Origin of the sequence: Psychrobacter sp. GW64-MNA-CIBAN-0177, from assembly GCF_040309585.1 — a bacterium.
Taxonomy (GTDB): Bacteria; Pseudomonadota; Gammaproteobacteria; order Pseudomonadales; family Moraxellaceae; genus Psychrobacter; species Psychrobacter okhotskensis.
Genome location: NZ_JBEOOY010000031.1, coordinates 1 through 20,728, shown reverse-complemented (window position 1 = coordinate 20,728; position 20,728 = coordinate 1). Strand labels below are relative to the sequence as shown.

Annotated in this window: 16 protein-coding genes, 2 pseudogenes and 1 other annotated feature; of the genes and pseudogenes, 6 read left to right on the top strand and 12 right to left on the bottom strand. The window is 40.7% G+C overall.

Features of this window, described 5'->3' with window-relative positions; translation table 11 throughout:
* Positions 1–51: 51 nt before the first annotated feature.
* The 5 genes from AAEY79_RS13260 to otsB are packed head-to-tail and all read right to left on the bottom strand — an operon-like array spanning position 52 to position 4,867.
* Positions 52–459 (bottom strand): SAM-dependent methyltransferase, encoded by a 408-nt coding sequence (locus AAEY79_RS13260; RefSeq protein ID WP_352288706.1) that lies wholly within the window; start codon positions 457–459, stop codon positions 52–54.
* Entirely contained in the window at positions 443–1,303 is an 861-nt protein-coding gene (locus AAEY79_RS13255) for a PIG-L deacetylase family protein (protein WP_352288703.1), read from the bottom strand. Before AAEY79_RS13255 ends, AAEY79_RS13260 begins: the two co-directional genes overlap by 17 nt.
* Positions 1,291–2,376 (bottom strand): acyl-CoA dehydrogenase family protein, encoded by a 1,086-nt coding sequence (locus AAEY79_RS13250; RefSeq protein WP_352288701.1) that lies wholly within the window; start codon positions 2,374–2,376, stop codon positions 1,291–1,293. The genes AAEY79_RS13255 and AAEY79_RS13250 overlap by 13 nt, the downstream gene beginning before the upstream one ends.
* Before the next feature lie 19 nt (positions 2,377–2,395).
* A complete protein-coding gene (locus AAEY79_RS13245) occupies positions 2,396–3,958 on the bottom strand; it encodes a trehalose-6-phosphate synthase (protein WP_352288698.1) in 1,563 nt (520 codons plus the stop codon).
* A 21-nt stretch (positions 3,959–3,979) separates the two neighbouring features.
* Positions 3,980–4,867: a trehalose-phosphatase gene (otsB, locus tag AAEY79_RS13240; protein ID WP_352288696.1), complete on the bottom strand. Its 888-nt coding sequence runs from the start codon at positions 4,865–4,867 to the stop codon at positions 3,980–3,982.
* A 425-nt stretch (positions 4,868–5,292) separates the two neighbouring features.
* Between otsB and AAEY79_RS13235 the strand changes: the two genes are divergently transcribed.
* Positions 5,293–5,676 (top strand): hypothetical protein, encoded by a 384-nt coding sequence (locus tag AAEY79_RS13235; RefSeq protein WP_352288693.1) that lies wholly within the window; start codon positions 5,293–5,295, stop codon positions 5,674–5,676.
* A 434-nt stretch (positions 5,677–6,110) separates the two neighbouring features.
* Here the strand turns inward: AAEY79_RS13235 and AAEY79_RS13230 are convergent, their stop codons facing one another.
* Both AAEY79_RS13230 and AAEY79_RS13225 read right to left on the bottom strand, forming a co-directional pair.
* On the bottom strand, positions 6,111–6,674 hold the full coding sequence (locus AAEY79_RS13230) for a transposase (protein ID WP_352288691.1): 564 nt from the start codon (positions 6,672–6,674) through the stop codon (positions 6,111–6,113).
* Entirely contained in the window at positions 6,649–6,954 is a 306-nt protein-coding gene (locus tag AAEY79_RS13225; RefSeq protein ID WP_075103765.1) for an IS630 transposase-related protein, read from the bottom strand. The genes AAEY79_RS13230 and AAEY79_RS13225 overlap by 26 nt, the downstream gene beginning before the upstream one ends.
* 949 nt (positions 6,955–7,903) lie before the next feature.
* Here AAEY79_RS13225 and AAEY79_RS13220 point away from each other — a divergent pair.
* A complete protein-coding gene (locus AAEY79_RS13220) occupies positions 7,904–8,719 on the top strand; it encodes a formate/nitrite transporter family protein (RefSeq protein ID WP_101204375.1) in 816 nt (271 codons plus the stop codon).
* An 83-nt stretch (positions 8,720–8,802) separates the two neighbouring features.
* Positions 8,803–10,521 carry a protein kinase domain-containing protein gene (locus AAEY79_RS13215; protein WP_352288687.1) on the top strand — a complete coding sequence of 573 codons (1,719 nt, stop codon included), beginning with the start codon at positions 8,803–8,805 and terminating at the stop codon, positions 10,519–10,521.
* A 22-nt stretch (positions 10,522–10,543) separates the two neighbouring features.
* On the opposite strand, the gene cynS is transcribed toward AAEY79_RS13215, so the two are convergent.
* The 3 genes and pseudogenes from cynS to AAEY79_RS13190 form a co-directional block, all read right to left on the bottom strand.
* Entirely contained in the window at positions 10,544–10,984 is a 441-nt protein-coding gene (cynS, locus tag AAEY79_RS13210) for a cyanase (protein ID WP_101204377.1), read from the bottom strand.
* 750 nt (positions 10,985–11,734) lie between these two features.
* A pseudogene (locus AAEY79_RS16710) lies at positions 11,735–13,231 on the bottom strand (IS3 family transposase).
* A 299-nt stretch (positions 13,232–13,530) separates the two neighbouring features.
* On the bottom strand, positions 13,531–14,511 hold the full coding sequence (locus AAEY79_RS13190) for a GlxA family transcriptional regulator (protein ID WP_352288684.1): 981 nt from the start codon (positions 14,509–14,511) through the stop codon (positions 13,531–13,533).
* A 227-nt stretch (positions 14,512–14,738) separates the two neighbouring features.
* On the opposite strand from AAEY79_RS13190, the gene AAEY79_RS13185 reads away from it, so the two are divergent.
* The 3 genes from AAEY79_RS13185 (at position 14,739) to AAEY79_RS13175 (ending at position 18,916) form a co-directional block, all read left to right on the top strand.
* Positions 14,739–15,995, top strand: coding sequence for a M24 family metallopeptidase (locus tag AAEY79_RS13185; RefSeq protein ID WP_352288709.1), 1,257 nt, complete (start codon positions 14,739–14,741; stop codon positions 15,993–15,995).
* A 280-nt stretch (positions 15,996–16,275) separates the two neighbouring features.
* Positions 16,276–17,739, top strand: coding sequence for a sodium:solute symporter family protein (locus AAEY79_RS13180; RefSeq protein WP_352288681.1), 1,464 nt, complete (start codon positions 16,276–16,278; stop codon positions 17,737–17,739).
* Between the two features lie 223 nt (positions 17,740–17,962).
* Complete coding sequence (locus AAEY79_RS13175; RefSeq protein ID WP_025646106.1) at positions 17,963–18,916, top strand: DMT family transporter; 954 nt, start codon at positions 17,963–17,965, stop codon at positions 18,914–18,916.
* A 292-nt stretch (positions 18,917–19,208) separates the two neighbouring features.
* Here the strand turns inward: AAEY79_RS13175 and AAEY79_RS13170 are convergent.
* A pseudogene (locus AAEY79_RS13170) lies at positions 19,209–19,445 on the bottom strand (integrase core domain-containing protein); the annotation flags it as partial.
* A gap of 42 nt (positions 19,446–19,487) precedes the next feature.
* Positions 19,488–20,707, bottom strand: a protein-coding gene (locus AAEY79_RS13165) for an IS3 family transposase (protein WP_407074202.1) whose coding sequence is annotated in 2 segments (ribosomal slippage) — positions 19,488–20,431 and positions 20,431–20,707 — 1,221 coding nt in all. Because the reading frame shifts where the segments join, the coding sequence is not laid out codon by codon here.
* Positions 20,316–20,432 (bottom strand) — a sequence feature (AL1L pseudoknot). (Overlaps the previous gene by 117 nt.)
* Positions 20,708–20,728: the final 21 nt, after the last annotated feature.

The following is a 20,728-nucleotide window of genomic DNA, read 5'->3' as shown; positions in this document are numbered from 1 at the left end:
GTGGTTTGACTATTATCGTCATGCTGCGTAATCAAAATCTCCCAAGTTTAGTTATACGGATTTGACAGCAGGGGTCAGTTTTCTCTGTTCCAATAACTCTTTTAAAGAAAATAGTTTATCGGGAACAATACCTTGTATGACTTTAGCATGAGGTAGTGCTGCTAAACGCTCTTTAGCAAGTTTCACTGCTTGATGGTTGCCATCGATACTGATTAAATCCTGACAACGATGAGCCAATAACTCGCTTAGTACGCCATTACCGCAGCCCAATTCAATCGCACGTTCATAGTGTGGTTGGGGTAGTAGAGCCAAGCAAGTATTACGTTTTCGCTCTTCATACCAACGAGTTTGATATTGCCATGGGTCGGTATTGTCATTATATAATTTGTCAAAATATGAATCCGAATAGGCGCTGTATTGACTAGAATTAGCCAAGCTTTCTTTAGAGGTATGGTTCATATATGTAAACCTCCCAAGGTTGGCTAATTCGAGTAATCGTTTGCGTAGATAGAATAGGCGAGCTGCCTGTACTTACATCTTCAGTAGTTTGGCTTTTGAAGCAGTGGATAGCTTTGATTTTCTTCTGTAAATGTTCAGGCGTTAAGTCCATTCTCACAGCATGTTGCCAAGGGATGCGACTGTCATCAGGCTTTGCCCAATGCCATGCCCATATCAGTACTTGATAGCAGCGCAGGCGATGTTGCTTGGCAAACGAGTTGACCACGCGCCCTGTGGCCTCATGGTCAGGATGCCCGTCTTGTGCGAAGGTCGTGACTAAAATATCGTTAGGCTGGAGGATAGTTACTAATTTCTGATAAAAGAGAGTTTGCTGCGCGAATACATCGCCATCTGTTAAGTTTAAAGCAAGTGTCATAACCTGATGGTTCACGCCCAATGTTTTTAGAGCTTCAACACTTTCTTTTGGACGGAGGGTGTTAAGCTGTTCTGGAGAATAAATCTTCGAGTCCGGATGACTTTGGGTACCATTAGTTACGTGGATGAGGACTATGGGATTGCCGTTATCTGCTAGTTGCTGTAATAATCCGCCACAGCCTAATATCTCATCATCAGGATGCGGTGCAAAGATACAGACGCGTTGATGTGAGTTGAAGCTTGTCTGAATATTTAATTGAGGCAGTTTTCGTAATCCCGTCCAGTTTTGCCATGTGTCTGAGCTAGTACCAGCACCTTCAATAATCCGGTCTCCTACGATTGGATGAGGATATCGAAGCAGGGTAGTAGACTTAGCGTTATTATCTTTGAAGATAAGCTGTATGTTCTTATCTAATTTTATAGTTGCCATATGTTTGCCTGTCTATGAGTCCAATTACTGTGTAAAAGGTTGGTCAACTCACCAATTTTTTGTAAGTCGAAAGCACCATGACTTTGGCGAATAAACACGGGAAGATCTGCTGATAGTCTTGCAAAATGAGCATTACGGCAAAATGGTGCGGCTCCTAATGCTTGACCCACGATCTCTACTGTGTGGCGCGCGACTGTTTCAACTTGAGCTCTTAATTGGCGTATAGCAAGCTCATGGCAAGACAGTGGTTCAGTATCTATCAGATCGGCGACGTAATATAGGTATTGTTGAATAACTGCTAATGCAGTGCCAATTTCACCTAAATACATTGCCTTGTAGTCATTCGGTTTTTGCTGATAAGCAGTGGTCAAATAGCTTGCTAAGCAAGCCGCTGCACCATACCAACACGTAGCAACCCCTGCAGCCCCGTGCCAAAAACCCACACGTTCTAGATAGGCATTCTCTTTTCCAACCAAACTTGCTGATACACCACAAAACTTCACAGTAGCTGTATCTGTAGCTTGCATTCCTACTGCCTGCCATTCACTATTGTTAATTTCAATACCTGCCTGATGCATGTCTATAATTATTAGTTGTGACTGATTATTGCTATTGCGATAAGTAACAAGGGCATAATCTACCATGCCAGATCCTGAACACCATGCTTTGTGACCAATGGCCTTTCCTTGCTCATAACGAAGGGGGTCGGGATGGCCTTCTGCTGCCCAAACGGCCCATAAACCTTTGGTTGCCTTACTATATCCAATTTCATTCAGAATACTTAAAGCGTCTAAATGCGACTCAAACCATTTAGCAATAGTTAAATCAATACTTGCAACATATGCCAAAACTTGCCAGCGTATTAAAGTGTTTGAAAGTCTACTATGCTCCACCATACCGCTTGCTGGATGAGGAATATCTTCGCTATAAGACACTAATATATCTAAAATTTCACGGCGTAATGCAGCGGTCAGATTAAGCGTACTCATTGCTTGATTGTCAGCAACTATTATTTTATCGACAGCGACTTTAATATCTTTTAATAAATCGTTTTTTGTATTTATCGATCGCATGAGAGTCTCCTAGTTATCCTTATGAGTCAGACATTTGAATATTGGCGGGCTCCATGCTACTTATTTGACTGCTGCTTTCGTTGTATAAATCATCCAAAAAACTCTGCTGCCAAATCTGCAAATTGTCTTTCTGTAGTCCTTGCAATAATGACCGATAACGAGACTGACGCTCTTCCAACGGCATCGTTAAGGCCGTTTTTAAGCCCTCTATCATGCTTCGTGGCTGATGGGGATCTATGATGACGGCAGCCTGCATTTGTTCAGCGGCTCCAGCATAACGGGAGAGCAATAACACACCAGGGTTATTAGGGTTTTGGGCAGCAATATACTCTTTGGCTACTAGATTCATACCGTCTTTGAGCGAGTTCACCCAACCGACGTCACTTTGCCAAAACATCGTCATCAATTTCTCATGGCTCAATGCTGTTTCGCTATAGTTAATGGCTTGCCAAGCGCTATCCTCAGACAGATAGTGCTGATTGATGTCATAAACCTCCTTTTTGACCTCATCGTAGAGACTTTGATACGTCGGCAAATCTAAACGACTAGGGCAGGCAACTTGTAATAGCTGCAGGTGGCTTTGATACGATGAGTGCTGCGCCAAAAAATCACGATATGCCGCAAAGCGTCTTAATAGCCCTTTTGAATAATCAATCCTATCGACTGCGATAATCTGCTGAAAGGTGGGCTTTGCGCTTTGATTAGACGTGGCAGAGTCCAATGCAGCCTCTAGAGATAAATGGTCCACTTGTTCCTGAATCTGCGCCACATTGACTCCTATTGGATAAGCATCCACCATTAAAGAGTGCTGAGATTTCAGCGCTAAATTGAGCGTCATTTTTGCTCTAGTATAAGTATAGGGCTGAGCAAAGTTTCGCTTCATGTCCAACACATTTATCGGTGCGCTTGCTACAAGCTGGTCGTGTATAAAATAGTCTTTTAAGTAATACTGCAAGACATTCAAGCAATGAGTCCTATCTTGCTGAGTCTGCGTACCTACTAGATCATAATGAGCTAAATGATGCACAATCTCACGGCTTTGCTTGAGCGTTTTCCAAAAGTGTAATGAGGCAAAGGGGATATGTAAGAAAAATCCGATACGATTGGTGATACCTAGCTGTCTACAATGATATGCCACGCTTAAAAAGTGATAATCATGTACCCAAATTACATCGTCAGGCTGGATTATTGCTTTTAGCTGCTTAGCGAAAATTTGGTTTACCTCTTGATAGCCTGCGTAATCTCGGGGTTTTTGACTAATCAGATCGGTTCGTTCATGCAGTAACGGCCACAAAACATTGTTAGCGAAACCACAGTAAAATTGATTATATTGCTCAGTGGTAAGAGCTGTGGTCATATAAGTAATACAAGCGCCTTCACCTGTCAAACTGGCTTGCTTGCTAGTAAATAAGTCAGTAGAACCGTTAGTATTATCACTGCTCTCCATGACTTTACCATTCCAACCCATCCAAACCGCTGAGTTCCCTATCAATACGTTTTGTAGAGCTACTGCCAGTCCGCCAGCCATTGGTTTGTTGTCGGGTACTTTAACCCGATTTGATAAGACAATTAAACGACTCATAAAATGGACCTCAACTTTTCCTTAATAGTGAGAATTGACTTTTATTACTCCAGATGGTGACATATCACGTGTTTGGCAAAAACTTAGCAAATTATTAAGTAAATCTGTTACTTCCTTAATATCGTTGACATAATAATGAGCACAGGTCGACTCCCTTCCTACTTTAATGCCTAACCCTTTTGGTGGTTGTTCTAAGCCTTCGACTATCTTTTTTGAATCTTGTAGGACTCTGAAACCCGCTTCATCAGTAATATCATCACCAATAAAAATGGCACAAGTATCATTGCTAGCTTTGTTTATTATTTTGCCTAGTAGGCATAAAATGGCAGTCCCTTTATTTACACCTCTTGGGATCGCTTCCCAAACATATTTGCCAGGTTTTAACACCCAATCAGGATAGGTCTTTAATACTTCCTTCATCAGGCGATAAGCTTCATCAGCCAAAACGGGATTCTTTCTGAAGTGTAAAGCGACGGAATAAGGTTTACTTTCTACGAAGAAGTCGTCATAGGTGGCACAAGAGCGGAGGATATCTTGCTTTATTTCATCTAGTTCTAAGGTATTAATAGAAAGCGTATTTACACTATTCAGATCTTCGTCTTCGAATTTACCAAGACTACTATTCAATGCTATTTCTAGACCGTGAGTTGCTGCAATCGGTAACTCTATAGGTGCCAATAATTTTCTGGCTTCAACAAGACTGCGACCCGTTACAATAGCGACTACAATGCCATGTTTTTGCAGTTCCTGTAATATAATTAAAGTTGAATATGGTACGAAGCTATCTTTAGGGTCTAGGGTAAAATCTGAAAGCGTACCGTCTATATCCAAAAACAAATAGCAATTTTCCTGATGTTTCAAATAATCTGCTATTAAATTCGGCTGCATATATATAGGATAACTTTCCATAGTAAAAATAGCTCCTAAAGCAATACTTGCTGATATGTTTTTTAGCTTAGCGCTTCCAACGGTTTATATATAAAATTAATGATTAGTAAGTTTTTAATAATATAGCCATAAAAAAAGCCAAATATTGTCAGTTTTTATACTTAATTTACTACACTTTTGTAATTGATTAAATTTACTACACTTTTGTAATTGATTAAATTTATTACACGGTTTCATCCTTAGGTTAAGGATTATTTAAAAAACAGTAATAGATTTCATTTTAATAGTCCCATATAACTATATTACTTAAAAAAGCTATTAAAATTTAACAAAAACGTCTTAGTCGGCACATATATTAATATTGGAATTCATTTAAAGTAATGGTTAAGTTGCAATATTCAATACCATAATCAATGGTTTATCTTAACTTTATTAAGGATATTAAAATGAAGACAATAACCTCTAGCCATTCACTTCAAAGTAAACTATGGATTGCGTTACTGGTCAGCGTTATGGGACTTAGTGCTTGTAGTAACGAAGTGGAAGAGACGCCAGATAACACGATGGACACGACTGAAGCTACTGCTGTTGAAAAAGGATCGACTGATACTGAAGTAGGTACGGACACTGCTCTGAGTGAAACAACTACGGATATGGGAATGGCAGAGACAGCCAGCCCTATGGATCCAGCTGGTACAGCCACTACCGATACGATGACGGATAGTACTACAACCGATGAAATGACTGATGGCGCAATAACTAGTGACACCACGATGGTAGATGAGGAAAATACGAGTTTCAATCAAGACCCAGTAGAAAGTGCTCAATAAATCGTAGATGTCAGAGCAGAATATGCCTATACTTGGATTAAACTTAAAGTAGGAATAACAACTTATCTTAAGATCATAAAAATTAATAAGTTGTGTGCTGAATACTTAGCAATACCGACGGCTTTACTATAATGAGAAAAGTAATTTTCTTATTATAGTAAAGCTGTCTTTTTATTGAGAGTTGGGTTCAAATAGCTTTGATAATTGAAGAGCATGACTTACTCATTAACTTTTTATAGAGATATCAAAAAATTCTGATGAGTATTAAAAAGTCTATCCGATAAAAAGCGTAATATATCAGGGTAAGCTCAATCTTTTACAATGTGCTAAAAGAAATTATCAAACTCAACTATAGCTATAGGCTATTGATAGAAAAAAGCATAGCGACTAGTCTCATAGTTCAAAAGTCTGTTATAGATGGTTCCATTATATAGTCAATGCACTACAAAAGAGTTATGTTTTGGATGAATATCATAAAACAATTTAGATAAGTCATTTTCCATCCAACCTTGGCGTAAAAACTTCACTTGAGCCCACTTTTTCTCGATGGGATTTAAGTCAGGACTATAAGGAGGTAAGAATAATAGCCTGTGACTATGCCTGTTAAGCAGCTTTTGAACGCGCTTATGAAAGGCTGCATTATCCATAACGATTACACATTTTCTCTTAAGCTTTGGTATCAGCGTGAACTTGCACCAGTGATAGAAAATCTTTTTATTAATGTTGGTCTTTAAGCAATTGAGTGCAAACAGCGTTTTGCCATATAGTGCACCAATGACGTTGGTTCGATCTTTGGCTTGCCAATTGTAACTGCCAATGCAGGGGCTACCAATGGGTGCATAACCACAAGGACGCATCGTTTCACTCTCAAACCCACTTTCGTCCATATAGACAATAGCAAAGCCTTGAGCAATGTAGTGGTTAAGCTTGGCTAGATAAGTCGCTCTTTTCACAGGACAGGCTTTGGGATGCTCAAGTGTCTTTTTTTTTGCTAACACCAATACGCTTTAAGGCTTTACTGATGCCTGTTGGGCTACAATCAAAACGCTGTGCTCGCTCATAGTGATAATCGTCAGGGTGGTCTTTGACATCTTGAGCTAAGGCTTCATCCTCTATTTTGTAGGGCTTAATATATCGAGTGGTTTTACTATGAAGACGCTTTTTCCACTTCTGGATAGTCGTTGGACTGATATCATAGAAAACAGCAGCTTCAGCAAAGGTCATGCCCTCATCTAAGCTTTTTAAGACTTGTTTGCGATAATCTAGGGAGTAAGTCATGGTTATTTATTGTGGTAATCGTTTAGTTGATTTATTTTATAACATTTTTGTGGTCAGGTGACTATATCAGTCTGTTTTAAGTAGTCTGTTAATAGGTTTAGAGGGTAAAATAACTGGTTCCCTTGGGGTATAGCCTAAAAAACTTCCGCCAGTTGTCTGATTAAAATCTCCCAAGTTTAAGTGTACGGGATTGACAGCAGGGATCACAATATTCGGTATGGTGACTTCCGTGCTGCTCACAGGGGAAGGAGTGACGTTGTTGAAGATGCTGGCGATGATGTTGATATTGTCGGGGTTGTTGCTGGCAAATGTGGAGCTAAAGCTGAAAAGAAAGCGCCAGCCAATATAATGATGCCGGTGAGCCCCAGGTTTTTGCTAACAGTTTATATATGTCATTTGCTAACTTAAAAATCCTGATCGGATCAGCACTTAGCGGATGGTTTATCTCTGCGATGGGTAGTATTGATATCGTGATGCTGAGTTTTGCACTCGCTGTCATCGCTTTGATAAATATTGTTATAAAAGATAAAGTGTATTCTACTCAAATATCGTAGTAGTTAATGTTTTTTGGCCGTAGGGGTCAATACTTATGTAGTATCTGAGCTTGTTTAGTAACTACTATCGTGGTGCACCAATTAAGAGCTTATCATATGAGGAGCACCGCTGAGGAGCACCGCTGAGGAGCGCTACTATAGCAATGCACCAACTAGGAGCTTCTTAAATAGAGAATACTGTTTGAGAGAATATAATAAGACAAAGTATAACAAAGTTATCCTTTAGAAGGTCCTAGGTCATAAAATGCCAAGACACCATAGTTAGAGAGTTGTAAGACAAAATAGTTAGTTACGAAACCAGGTAATGACAATAACATTAGGATTGTCTCGTAACAATTGGCACACCTATTGCTTTAACTATATTGTTATTTATGAATCAACAATTGAGGTGTTAGATGGCTTACATTGATCCAAGCGAATTCACGACGAAAATGGTAGATTCTGGTGAGTCTAAGATGAGTATGTCAACCAGTGATACCTTAATCCGCGCCTTTATGGCAGGTGCAATATTAGCACTGGCGGCTTTCTTTGCGATTACAGTAACAGTGAATACAGGTAATCCGCTGGTAGGGGCATTATTGTTTCCGGTCGGGTTTATTATGCTATATCTGATGAAGTTTGATTTGCTGACAGGTGTATTTACACTTGTGCCTTTAGCATTACTAGATAAGCGTCCAGGCTGCGACATGAAGCAGTTATTACGCAATTGGGGGCTTGTGTTTTTAGGCAATTTAGGCGGAGCCATAACCGTGGCTTTTCTAGCCTCTTTTATCTTAACCTTTGGCTATGAGACAGACGGTGGCACTATAGCGGCCAAAGTAGGCACTATTGGAGAGGCTCGTACACTAGGTTATCAGTCTCACGGAACTTCGGGCTGGTTTACTATTTTTGTTCGCGGTATGTTATGTAATTGGATGGTTTCGATGGGCGTAGTAGGCGCTATGATTTCAACTTCAGCATCTGGTAAGATGTTTGCCATGTACATGCCAATCATGCTCTTCTTTTATATGGGTTTTGAGCACTCTATCGTCAATATGTTTCTATTCCCATTCTCAATGATTATGGGTGGTGATTTTACAATCGCAGATTATTTGATTTGGAATGAATTACCTACAGTACTAGGTAACCTAGTAGGTGGTCTGTTTTTTGTAGGTTTGCCACTTTACTTTACTCATGTACGAACTCGTCCAAGCCGCAAATTGGTTCAATGATAATAAATGAGTTGTGCTATTAATAGACCTCGCTTAGGCGAGGTCTATTATTGAGGGATCAATCTTAGCTTCTGGACATCACAATGACACAGAAAAAAATTTCGGTGAGTATTAGTCAGCATTCACAAGCAGGAATAGGAAAGCTGGTAAATCAGGACGCTCTTATCGCCTATGTGCCTGATGATAGTCTGTTGCAATCTAAGGGCGCTGTATTTGCCGTTGCTGATGGTATAAGTACTAGTCAATTTGGTGCAGAAGCCAGTCAAATAGCAGTGAGTAGTTTTTTAAATGATTATTTAGATACACCAGAGACTTGGTCTGCAAAGACATCGGGGTTTAAAGTATTACTGTCAATAAATTCATGGCTGGTTGCACAAAGTCGACAAGGCGGGCACAGCTTTAATCAAAATAAAGGCTATGTGTGTGCATTTGCTACCCTTATTATCAAATCGCGCACCATTCACATATTTCACTCAGGTGATGTCCGTGTCGTTATGCTACACAAGGGTATTATCAATATTCTCACTCAAGATCATCGTCAAGTTTATGATGATGAACGTACTTATCTAAGTGCAGCACTAGGCTTAGATGATCATATCCGTCTGGATTATCTAAACGTTGAAGCCCAGTTGGACGCAAGCTACCTTTTACTAAGTGACGGTGTTCATGAATATCTAAACAACGATGATATCATTCAGACATTAGAAAAATTACCAAGTGCTACCTGTGCTCAAATCCTTTGTGAATTGGCTACTACAAAAGGCTCTGTAGATGATGCCAGTGCTTTAGTGATAAAAATTAATGATCTACCAGCAGAAGATAGAAGTGAGTTTTATAGGTATACCAAAGATCTTACGCCCATAATCTCGTTAGAAAAGGGAGCTGTAATTGATGGACTGCATGTTGTTAGGCCACTCAGTAAAACGCCGCGTAGCCACACATACTTAGTCATAGATCAAAATGAAAGTTTATACGTCCTAAAAACGCCTTCTGCTGAAAAAAGTCAAGATGACACTCACATTGAAAGTATGCTTATGGAGGAGTGGGTGGCAAGGCGTCTAAATAATGCTCATTTGATGACAGCGCCTAAGCTAAAAACGCCACGTTCAAAACTATATACTCTAAGCCACTATGTTGAAGCTCAAAGCTTAGCTCAATGGATGGCGGAGCATCCAAAACCGAGCCTTAATCAAGTACGATCTATCATTCAGCAAATTGCAACTGGATTACAAGTCATGCACCGCGCCGAGGTGATTCATCGTGATCTAAGACCAGAAAATATCTTGATAGATGACAAAGGGACGGTCACAATTATTGATTTTGGCGAGGTTAGCATCGCAGGTTTAGATAAGGTTAATGCTAACAATACAATACCAGGTAGTTTACAGTATACGGCACCAGAGTATTTATTAGGTGATGTAGGTACGGCAGGAAGTGATGTCTTTTCGCTGGGTATTTTAACTTATCAGATTCTAAGTGGTCAATTGCCGTATGGCCTGAAGGTATCTAATGCCTATAGCAAAAAGGCGCAAAATCAACTCAAAATTAGACCATTGTTAGAACTGGGCATACGTATACCAGAGTGGTCCGTTTATGCTATAAATAAAGCATTAGATATTGATCCAAAACGTCGCTATAAAGAAGTTTCTGAATTTATTTATGAGCTTAATAGACCAAGCTCAGATTTTAAACCTGATCATAATACCGCATGGATCGAACGCGACCCAGTGAGATTCTGGCAAAGCGTAAGCACTGCCTTATTAGTAGTAGTGCTTAGCCTGATTTTAAATGACTATTGGTAGCTCAATCGTATATTAGATCGAATTACCACGTTTTATAAGGTAAAAATTTACCATTGAGTACAATAACGACTCTATCCCCATTAGGATTTTCTTCTTTATCAATATCAATAGAGAAGTCAATTGCACTCATAATACCGTCCCCAAACTTTTCTTGAACCACCTCTTTGATGCTAGTGCCATAGATACCAACTGCTTCATACAGTCTATAGACAAGTGGGTCTTGAGGAACATCACGTCCCCAACTTTTTGTTGGATATTCCATCAAAGTAGTCTTTGCTTGGTCTGTAAGCTCTAGCAACGAGCATAATTTACTAGCAGGTGCCTCAGGCATACTATTATTACCAAAACAAGCTGACGTCACCCAAACAACTCCCATTTCTAGATAAGCAGCAATATCTTCCCAGCTTAGAGCTTTCTCTTTTTTAGCCAAAATAATCGCTTCTGTTAATTCTTCGCGTGTCATACTCAATTACTCCGATAGTTTAAATTAAATGATGAAAATTAGGCTTTTGCGATGCAACTAACAAGTTGCAAGGGTCGTGCCAGTTCAGGACAAATACCCAACGAGAATGCAAATGACTCTCACAACATCAAAGATTGCCATCAAATCATCGCTGATTGACAAGAAAAAAATCATACTACTAAGAAATAACGCCATTATTTTGCAAGACTTAGAAGCTAAAAGGTGGAGTCCTTAATCTGAATGTGTAAGAGTGTAATGAACTACTAGGGGTACTGTATCGTTTATATACTTGTGCACCAAAATTGTTCTGATATGCTATCAGAGCACTCAATTGGGTCAAATTATTGCAATAAAATAGGGATTGTCGCCACTAAACTGCTCAACAAGACTGGTTTTTTTGAACTGTCACGATACCATTGCCAGTAACTTGCCTGAAAAAAACTTCTTTGAGACTGTTACTTTATCTACGTATCACTTATACCGCAGCGAGAACCGTTGTATGACTTACCAATGATTGAACAGAATCCTAGTCAAGACATACCGTTTTCAACGCTGCAACTGATTGCTTGTGCGCATTAAGAAGCTGAACAACTTGGTTGGGATCAACGCACTGCCAAACTGGCCACTTAGTTAGAAGGCGATTGGTGGAGCAAGTTGTGCACGATAAGCATGATGGTTGTCTATGTAATTATGGTCTTACTGAATGACCCCTGCCGTCAATTCCGTACAGTTAAACTTGGGAGATTTTAATTACGCAGCCTGACGATAATAATCAAACCACATCTGTCTTGGCGACTTATAGCTCAAGCCCTTTTGAATCCTCGTTTGATTGTAATACAGCTCAATATAGCCAATGATATCGCTGATGGCTGCAAATCTAGTTTTATAGTTCTGGTGATATACTAGCTCATTCTTCAAGACGCCCCAGAAACTTTCTATCGGAGCGTTGTCGAAACAATTGCCTTTGCCACTCATAGATCCTGTAAATTGATGCTGCTTAACGATCTTGTGGTAGGCATGGCTACAGTACTGGCTGCCTCTGTCAGAATGGACTATTAGTTTTTTGGCAGGTCGTTTGTTCTTGATGGCCATGTTTAATGCGCGACAGACCAAATCTGCGGTCATGCGTTTGTTGATCGCATAGCCGACCAGCTCTTTGGTATATAAGTCTTTGACGCCTGCTAAGTACAGCCAACCCTCATTCGTCCAGATATAGGTGATGTCGCTGACCCACGACTCGTTAGGGCGCTTAGCGTCAAACTGCTGATCAAGCACGTTATCATAGACCAGTTTGTTGTGATTAAAGTCAGTGGTGATTTTGAAGCGTTTGTGACGACGACATTTATAGCCGACCAGCTCTTTGGTATATAAGTCTTTGACGCCTGCTAAATACAACCAGCCCTCATGTGTCCAGATATAAGTAATATCGCTTACCCATGCTTGGTTAGGGCGATTGGCATCAAACTGCTGATCCAGTACGTTTGGATAGACCAGCTTGTCGTGATTAGAGTCAGTGGTGACTTTAAAGCGCTTATGACTACGACATTTAATGCCGTGTTCCTCTTTGATGCTTCTTACCATATATAGGCTAATGTCATGCCCTTGCTCTATGAGCTTTGCATGCAGTCGCTCAACACCATAGCGTTCGAGGGTTTCACTGTGAGCCGCTTTAACTAGTAGCTCAGACTGATTACGATGTATCTGTTGGTCGCTGAGATCACGACTTAGCCAGTCATAGTAGCTTGATGGCTTAACCCTTAACACACGGCACATAGTGGTGATGCTAAAGAAGTGCTGATTATCTTTGATAAAGGCGTACCTGACTAACTGTCACTGCGGACATAGCCCTTCGCCTTGCGTCACTAAAACAGTCTCCCAGACTGTTTCTTAACGTTCCTCATTCGCGAAGTACGCCGTGGCCTCATTCGAGCATAGCTCTCATCTTGCGTCGGGGCGAAGCAGTGCTTCGCTTTATCCCTCCTCATTTAGTATTTCGCGCTCCTCTTCGGCAACTTTAAGCTGTCGCTTTAGGCGTTTTACCTCTTCAAGCGCACTCATAAGTTCAGGGTCATACTGCTTTGTTCCTACAAGCTTGCCTTGATTGGCTTTGTTCTGCCAGTTTGAGCGCGTTTGCATGGCGATGCCAAGCTGCTTTGCAGTGGCTGAAATATTGCCGTTGTTGTCTGCTATCTTTTTAACAGCTTCGGCTTTAAATTCGTCACTGTAGGTTCTTACTTTCTTGGTTATGGTAAACTCCGGTTAATACGCTTAGTTTACCAAGTTTAGTTGTACGGTTTATTCAGCATAGCTCACTCAAAGCTAAGTCTAAGTTTCAATATATGAAAAATAGTAAAGCCATAGGAGCAATGACTTTTATGGCTTTTTTAATTTGGAGGTTTTATCCTAGATTCTATGTAACTGCCATTTAGATTAAAGGCTTACTAATACAGTCGTCAAACAGAATCATAAAGTGATTTTCTGATGTCTTTAGGGTAGTCAAAGAATACCGTTAAGCCATCCTAGTTACTGCGTCAATAAAAAATAGGTTATATCAGCTGATTCTCTTGCCTGTAATGGCTTGGTGTCATGCCATAGTTTTTTTTGAAGGCGCTAGAGAATGCACTGTTATCGATAAAGCCGCTTGCTAGTACGATTTGGCTAATAGGCAGCGTAGTATGTTTAAGAATATATTTGGCGTGTTCAAGGCGCAATCGCACGTAATACTGTTGCGGTGAACAACTAAAATTTTTGTTAAATATGCGCTGTAATTGTCTACTTGATAATCCAAGATGATGGGCAATATCCTTAACGCTTAAAGGCTCTTCAAGATTGGTTTTCATCAATGCAATAGCATCTATTACATTGGTATAGCTACTGCTCAGTATTTTTGGCTTGGGCATATGCTGTACGTAAGTAGGCTCACGTATAGAGGTGATAATAAACATGTCTTGTATCTTGGAAACGATATGATGACCATGATGCTTATTGATGATATGTAAAGTCATATCCAATGCGCAAGCTCCACCTGAACAAGAATATAGCTGCGGTGCTATTGTAAATATTTGGTCATTAAAAATAACACCTGGATAGCTTTCTTGGGCTACGCTGATGTTCTCCCAATGCAATGAGGCTGCTTGCTGCTCAAGTAAGCCCGCAGCAGCCAATGCTAGCGCTCCTGTACACAAACCGCCAAGTGCAATATCCCGTACTGCCAATCGCTGAATTAAGGTAATGAGCTTACTAGATTCCAAGTAATCTGTTTGGTGTCCTCCGCATACAAATACCAAGTCGCAGGTTAATAAGTAGTCGAGTGGTGCAGTATGACTTAACTTAATACCGTTACTACTACTGGTTTTATTGTCATCGAACCCTGCCACCACCCACGAGTATAAGAGTTGCTCGCTCACATAATTCGCCATTCGAAGTGGCTCAATGATATTGCTGAACGCGAGCATGGTAAAGCCATTAATCAGTAGAAACCCAATACGCCTAGGCTTGTCTATTATCTTTTCCGTTATCTGAGTCATTTTTTGTCGCCTTCAGAACATACCTAGAATTCTGGCTAATGTTAAGTTGTTTGTCCATATGTCCGATTATAAACATAAAATGTCGCTTATGAAAAAATACCTTATTAATTTTACCTCTATTATCGAACGTGTTCTCAGTTAATTATTACCTACTTTGGAGACGTTCCATGTCAGCACTAAAAGACCTTACTAGCACGTTATCTTCTACAGATTTTTCTCGAAAATGGATGAATTCATTAAACCTAACCTCTTTAGATGGCTCATTAGATAATCTGCATCTCCCAAGTCTAATCGAAATTAAAAACGGCCAAAAAGTGCAACCGACTTTTAGTCATCAAGAATATGCAAATCGTCATGAGAAACTTCGTGAGTATTTAGATAGTCATGGCATTGTGGCGGCGCTTTTTACCTCGATACATAACATCAATTACTACTCTGACTTTATATATTGCTCTTTTGGGCGACCTTATGGACTAGTCATTACTTCAAAAGAAGTCGTGTCAATCTCTGCCAATATCGATGGTGGACAGCCTTGGAGGCGTACTGTGGGCGACAATAATATTGTTTACACTGATTGGCAGCGTGATAACTATTTCAAAGCCATTGCTCAACAAATTCCTCATCACGGCCGCGTCGGTATTGAGTTTGATCATTTGCCGATGGATCGCTTTGCTAAGCTCAAAGCTATTTTACCCGATGTAGAGTTTGTTGATATTAGCCTAGCATGTATGACCATGAGAATGGTTAAGTCCGCTGAAGAGATAGCGCTAATAACAAAGGGCGCTCAGGTCTGTGATATTGGTGGGGCGGCATTGGTACAGGCTGTTTATGATGGCGTGCCCGAATACGAAGTTGCCTTGGCATCTACACAAGCGATGGTGAAGGCTATTGGGGAGCAGTTTGGTCAAGTGGAACTCATGGATACATGGACTTGGTTTCAATCAGGTATCAATACCGATGGTGCCCACAATCCAGTAACCAATCGCCGTGTCCAGTCGGGTGATATATTGAGTCTTAACTGTTTTTCTATGATAGCAGGCTACTATACCGCGCTTGAACGCACATTGTTCTTGGATAAATGTGATGCAGATTCACTACGCTACTGGCAGATAAATTGTGAAGTGCATGAAGCAGGTCTTGAGCTTATAAAACCTGGCGTGCGCTGCTGCGATATCGCACATGAGCTGAATAAAATTTATGCAAAATACGACTTATTAGAAAAACGCAGCTTTGGTTATGGACATTCTTTTGGTGTGCTCAGCCATTATTATGGACGCGAGGCAGGACTTGAGCTACGTGAAGATATTGAAACAGTGCTTGAGCCAGGTATGGTCATCTCTATGGAGCCGATGATTATGATTCCAGAGGGCATGCCGGGTGCTGGCGGTTATCGAGAGCATGACATTTTAGTCATCAATGAGACGGGCGCTGACAATATCACAGGCTTTAAGTACGGCCCTGAGCATAATATTATCGGTCGTTAATGTAGGGGAGTGTCATCAATAAATACTGTCTATATTGAGTAGGCTACCATGAATAAGTTTCTTATTTTAAGCCCGCCAACATAGATGATGATGCGCCTCGCACGATGCAATTATTTTCACATTTTACTTATTAAGGAAATAACATTATGGACCTGTTTCTTAACAGCTGGACGTTATTTTGGTTTTTGACCATTAATGTACTGACGCTATTACTGGCAGTGAGTTATTTCTTCGTAGAGCGTCATAACAAGTAATGTAGTAAACGATACGAGGAATCGACATGTTTATTAATTGGATGATATTGTTAGCAGCAATTGCGCTTCTCATTGTATTGGCTAGTAAAGCTTCAAAAGTCATGTCAGCAGATGAGGAAAGTGGTTTTTTAGTAGCCGGTCGCTCATTAGGGCCTTTTGTTATGGCAGGTACTGTCGTGGCTACTGGGTTTAGTGGTTGGGGCTTTATGGGTTCACCTGGTGCCGCATACCAATATGGGACGATTGAGCTTTTAGGTAATTTCTTTTTTGCACCAGCCATGGTCGTCGCCGTATTATTTTTTGCGGTCTATTTGCGTAATAGAGCCATGAAGATGGGTAGTAGTACCATTCCTGAATTTATCGTCAATTTGCACTGTAATGATCGAAATTCAGTATCTGCTCGCACTTTGCGTATTGTCACGTCTTTAGGCATGATTATATTTTTGACCGTATTTTTGACGGCTCAGATTAGAGCGCTTGGTATGTTGGGTAGTAGCTGGCTAGGTATTTCACCTCTTCTGGCTTCTGCGCTTTTATTGGTAATTATTACTATTTATACCATGGCAGGCGGATTGCTCGCCGTTGCTTGGACTGATACTTTTATGGTGATTGGGATGGCCACTGCTGCCATTTATATAGTGGTTCAGGTGTTCACTGACATTCCGTTAGCAGATATGATGACGCAGCTGAATGCGATAGATCCAAACCTTGTCAATCCAGAGAGTTCTAACCCATATGGTAATGCCAAAGCTTCTGTTTTTCTAGTATTTGTCTATGCGCTTATTTTTAGTACTGCATTGCCTTATATGTCAGTACGTTTTTTGGCGATGAAATCTAATATTAGTATTGCCAAAACAGGCTTTTATACGGCCATTCTAGGGTGTGTTTTGAGTTTGGTGCCTATCGTTGGTTTATATGTTCGTATCAAAAACCCAGGTCTGATCAATCCCGATGAAGCAATGCCTTGGTATTTAGCCAATGCTATTCCAAGTGTGGTGGGTAGTGTGATCACTTTGTTTATTCTTTTTGCTATGAAGTCTACGGCAAACTCTATCTTGCATACCTTATCAACTGCTGCCTCACATGATTTGCGTTTGGCTATATTTGACAATAAACCTCGCACTGAGGCTGAACTATTGAAACTGAATAGATTGTGGGTCGCTATTGTGGCTGCTATCGCCTTCATTTCTACTTTCTTCTTACCTGAAGCGATGCTTAGCTATCTAGGCATATTCTCTAGCGGTACTTTAATGGCAGCTCTATCTGGTGTACTTTTGGTGACTATCTTTTATAAAGGCTCAACGATGGCTGCTATTGCCTCTATTATCGTCGGTGCTGTTTGCAGTAGTTATCTCTTAACAACAGGTATTGTCGGCTGGGTAGAGGGACCTCTTATCGGATCAGCTGCATCAGCCATCACTTACGTGGTCGTTAGTGTATTGGTTCCTAATAGAGTCAAAGCCATATCAGAAGAATCTGTCAGCGCTTAGATATAGATACTTATATTTATAAATACTTAACAGAGCCTAAACTAACCGCTGAGTTTATTGACTGATAGTCATAAATTCAGCGGTTTACGTATTCAGTAAGGCTGGCAAGTATGAGTTGTATAGATAAGCTAATGCTGATTAACACTCAGTTATTTTGTACCATTTTTATATTTACTCAATGATATTACGAACATTTTATGTTCAATAATAGAGGTGACTAGTCGTGGAAGTATTGAAAACCAGACCTATAGCGGTTGATGTCAAGCCATGGATTGGCACCATACAAATTGTCATGGCGGCCATATGTTGGGGCACACTTGGTATATTTTCGACTTATCTTAGTCAATTAGGTTTTAGTAGTTGGCAAATTACGATATTGCGTATCATAACGGCAGCTATTATTGCTATAACGATGTTGCCTAAGATCTGGAAACCATTAAGTAGGCTAACACTCGGTCAATGGTTTGGGCTTGGTCTACAATCCCTAATTGGCGTACTGGGTATGACGGTTTGCTACTTATTTGCAGTGCTTCATGTGGGAGCAGGCACAGCAGTCGCATTACTCTATACGGCGCCAGTCTTTAGCTTGATATTCTCGCACCTATTATTAGATGAGCGAATTACTTATAAAGCTGCATTGTTAGCAATTGTAGCAGTGATTGGCGTTAGTATGACTACGATGGGTGGCACTACTGAAGGGAATTTGGGTATTGCCGTTGGGCTGCTTTCTGGCGTTTGTTACTCTTTATATGGTGTGCTTGGTAAACGCGCCATGCATCATAAACACTCTGCACCACTTGTCTTTTTTACGTCAATTTTGTTCAGTGGCATTGTATTATTGTTCATTCCTACCACGTATACAACTTATTATAAGCTGATACAGCTTCCCGTTATTAGCTGGATATATGTACTGGGCTTATCTTTGGTAGGTACGATTGCACCTTTTGCATTATATATGAAAGCATTAGAAAAACTACCAGCCACACGCGCGTCAGTATTTACTATCTTTGAACCTTTGACCGCGATATTTTTGGCAGTGTTGCTCCTGCATCAAATGTTATCAGGTATTCAATATATAGGCGTTTTTTTGATTTTGCTCGTTGCTTTATTAAATGGGCTAACAAATTCGACCAATGTACAACTGCCGAGATGGTTTAGAAGACAAAAATTATCGTAATTTAGTCTTATAAACATTATTATTTATAGTACAACTCTCTCAAATCAGTTGCTGAGCTCTCAAAAATATTGAGGTGCGCTACAAGTTAATAGACAGTTATTGAAAGCACTCTAAATATTGAGTATACAGCTTAGAGTTCGATTCCTGTATAGCGCACCGATCACGATTTCATACTATTTTCGGACTTGTGAAGCGCATTAGTCAATATAAGGTGAATTAAATAAATGGCTCATTTGGATATATAGTCAGTTTGTAAATACCCCATTCTTAACACAACATCATCGTAGAATAATTAAGCCACCTGCCTGTACTCAGCAGATGTCATATCATTAAGTGAATCATGGGGTCTTTCGTTGTTATAAACCTTGATCCAGTCTTCAGTCAACTTACTAACCTCGTTTAAATTATTAAAAAGATAACAGTCTAAAACCTCATTGCGGTAACTGCGATTAAACCGTTCAATATAAGCATTCTGATAAGGACAGCCAGGCTCGATATAATCAATATAGATGCCATGAGCTGATGCCCAATCTGAACCGCCCCGACTATATCGGAGGCTGATCTACTTGAGTCAGGCAGCGATGCCTGACAGGGTTAAATTATCATAATACCGCTTTTCAAACTCAAAGGGTGACACATATCCAATCGTGCTATGTAGACGCTTCTTGTTGAACCAATCCACCCATTCAAGGGTTGCAAGTTCAACATCGTTCACACCAGTCCAGTTCTGCTTTAAATAATGAATCACCTCAGACTTGTAAAGCCCATTGACCGTTTCAGCCAATGCATTGTCGTATGAATCGCCTGTTGTGCCAACGGAGGCAATAACACCAGAGTCCGTCATCTTATCGGTATAGCGAATAGATAAGTACTGAACCCCTCGATCACTGTGATGAATGACATCTTTGGGATTGTTTCTATCTGTTATCGCTTGATTTAATGCCGCCATTACCATATCCGTGTTCATACGATTCGATACTTTCCAGCCGACAATAGCGCGAGCAAATACATCAATAATAAAAGCGGTATAAACCCAGCCGCTCAATGTCTTGATATAAGTAAAATCTGCAACCCACAGCTGATTAGGACGATGGGCATTAAAGTTACGATTGACCAAGTCGTCAGCACGCTTTTGGTCGTCACGGCTGTTGGTGGTAATCTTACCCTTACCGCGCCAGACACCTTGTAAGCCGTGCTGACTCATTAAACGCTCGACGGTGCAGCGTGCGATATAAATGCCATCTGCCTTCATCTGCCGCCAGACTTTGCGAGCACCATAGCGGCATTTGCTGTCCTGCCAGATGCGTTTAATCTCGCTGAGATAGTAGTCGTCATGCTGACTGCGCAGTGAACGCCTTTCAGGGCAGCACTCTAGGTCTTTAGTACGGTGATAGGTTGACGGGGCAATCGGTAGTACTCTACAAATCAGCTCGACCCCATAACTACCTCTATAGTCATCAATAAACTGAACCATTATCTGGGTGGACGGCCCTTCTCCGCCTGGGCGAAAAAAGCAGCAGCCTTACGTATAATCTCATTGGCTTGCTTGAGCTCTTTGTTCTCGCGTTCAAGCTCTTTGATACGCTCTTTGTCACTTTGAGCCTGCACTGAGGCGGGAATGGTTTGGTCTATGTGCTTTTTATGCCAGGATCGCAGTGTCTCAGGCGTACAGCCAATCTTTGACGCTATGGCTTGAATGGCTGACCATGTAGAAGGATAGTCGCTCGACGCTTCAATCAGCATGCGAACGGCGCGTTCTTTAATCTCAGGAGTGTAGGTTTGTCTTTTCATTGTCGTATTCTCTCAGAATGT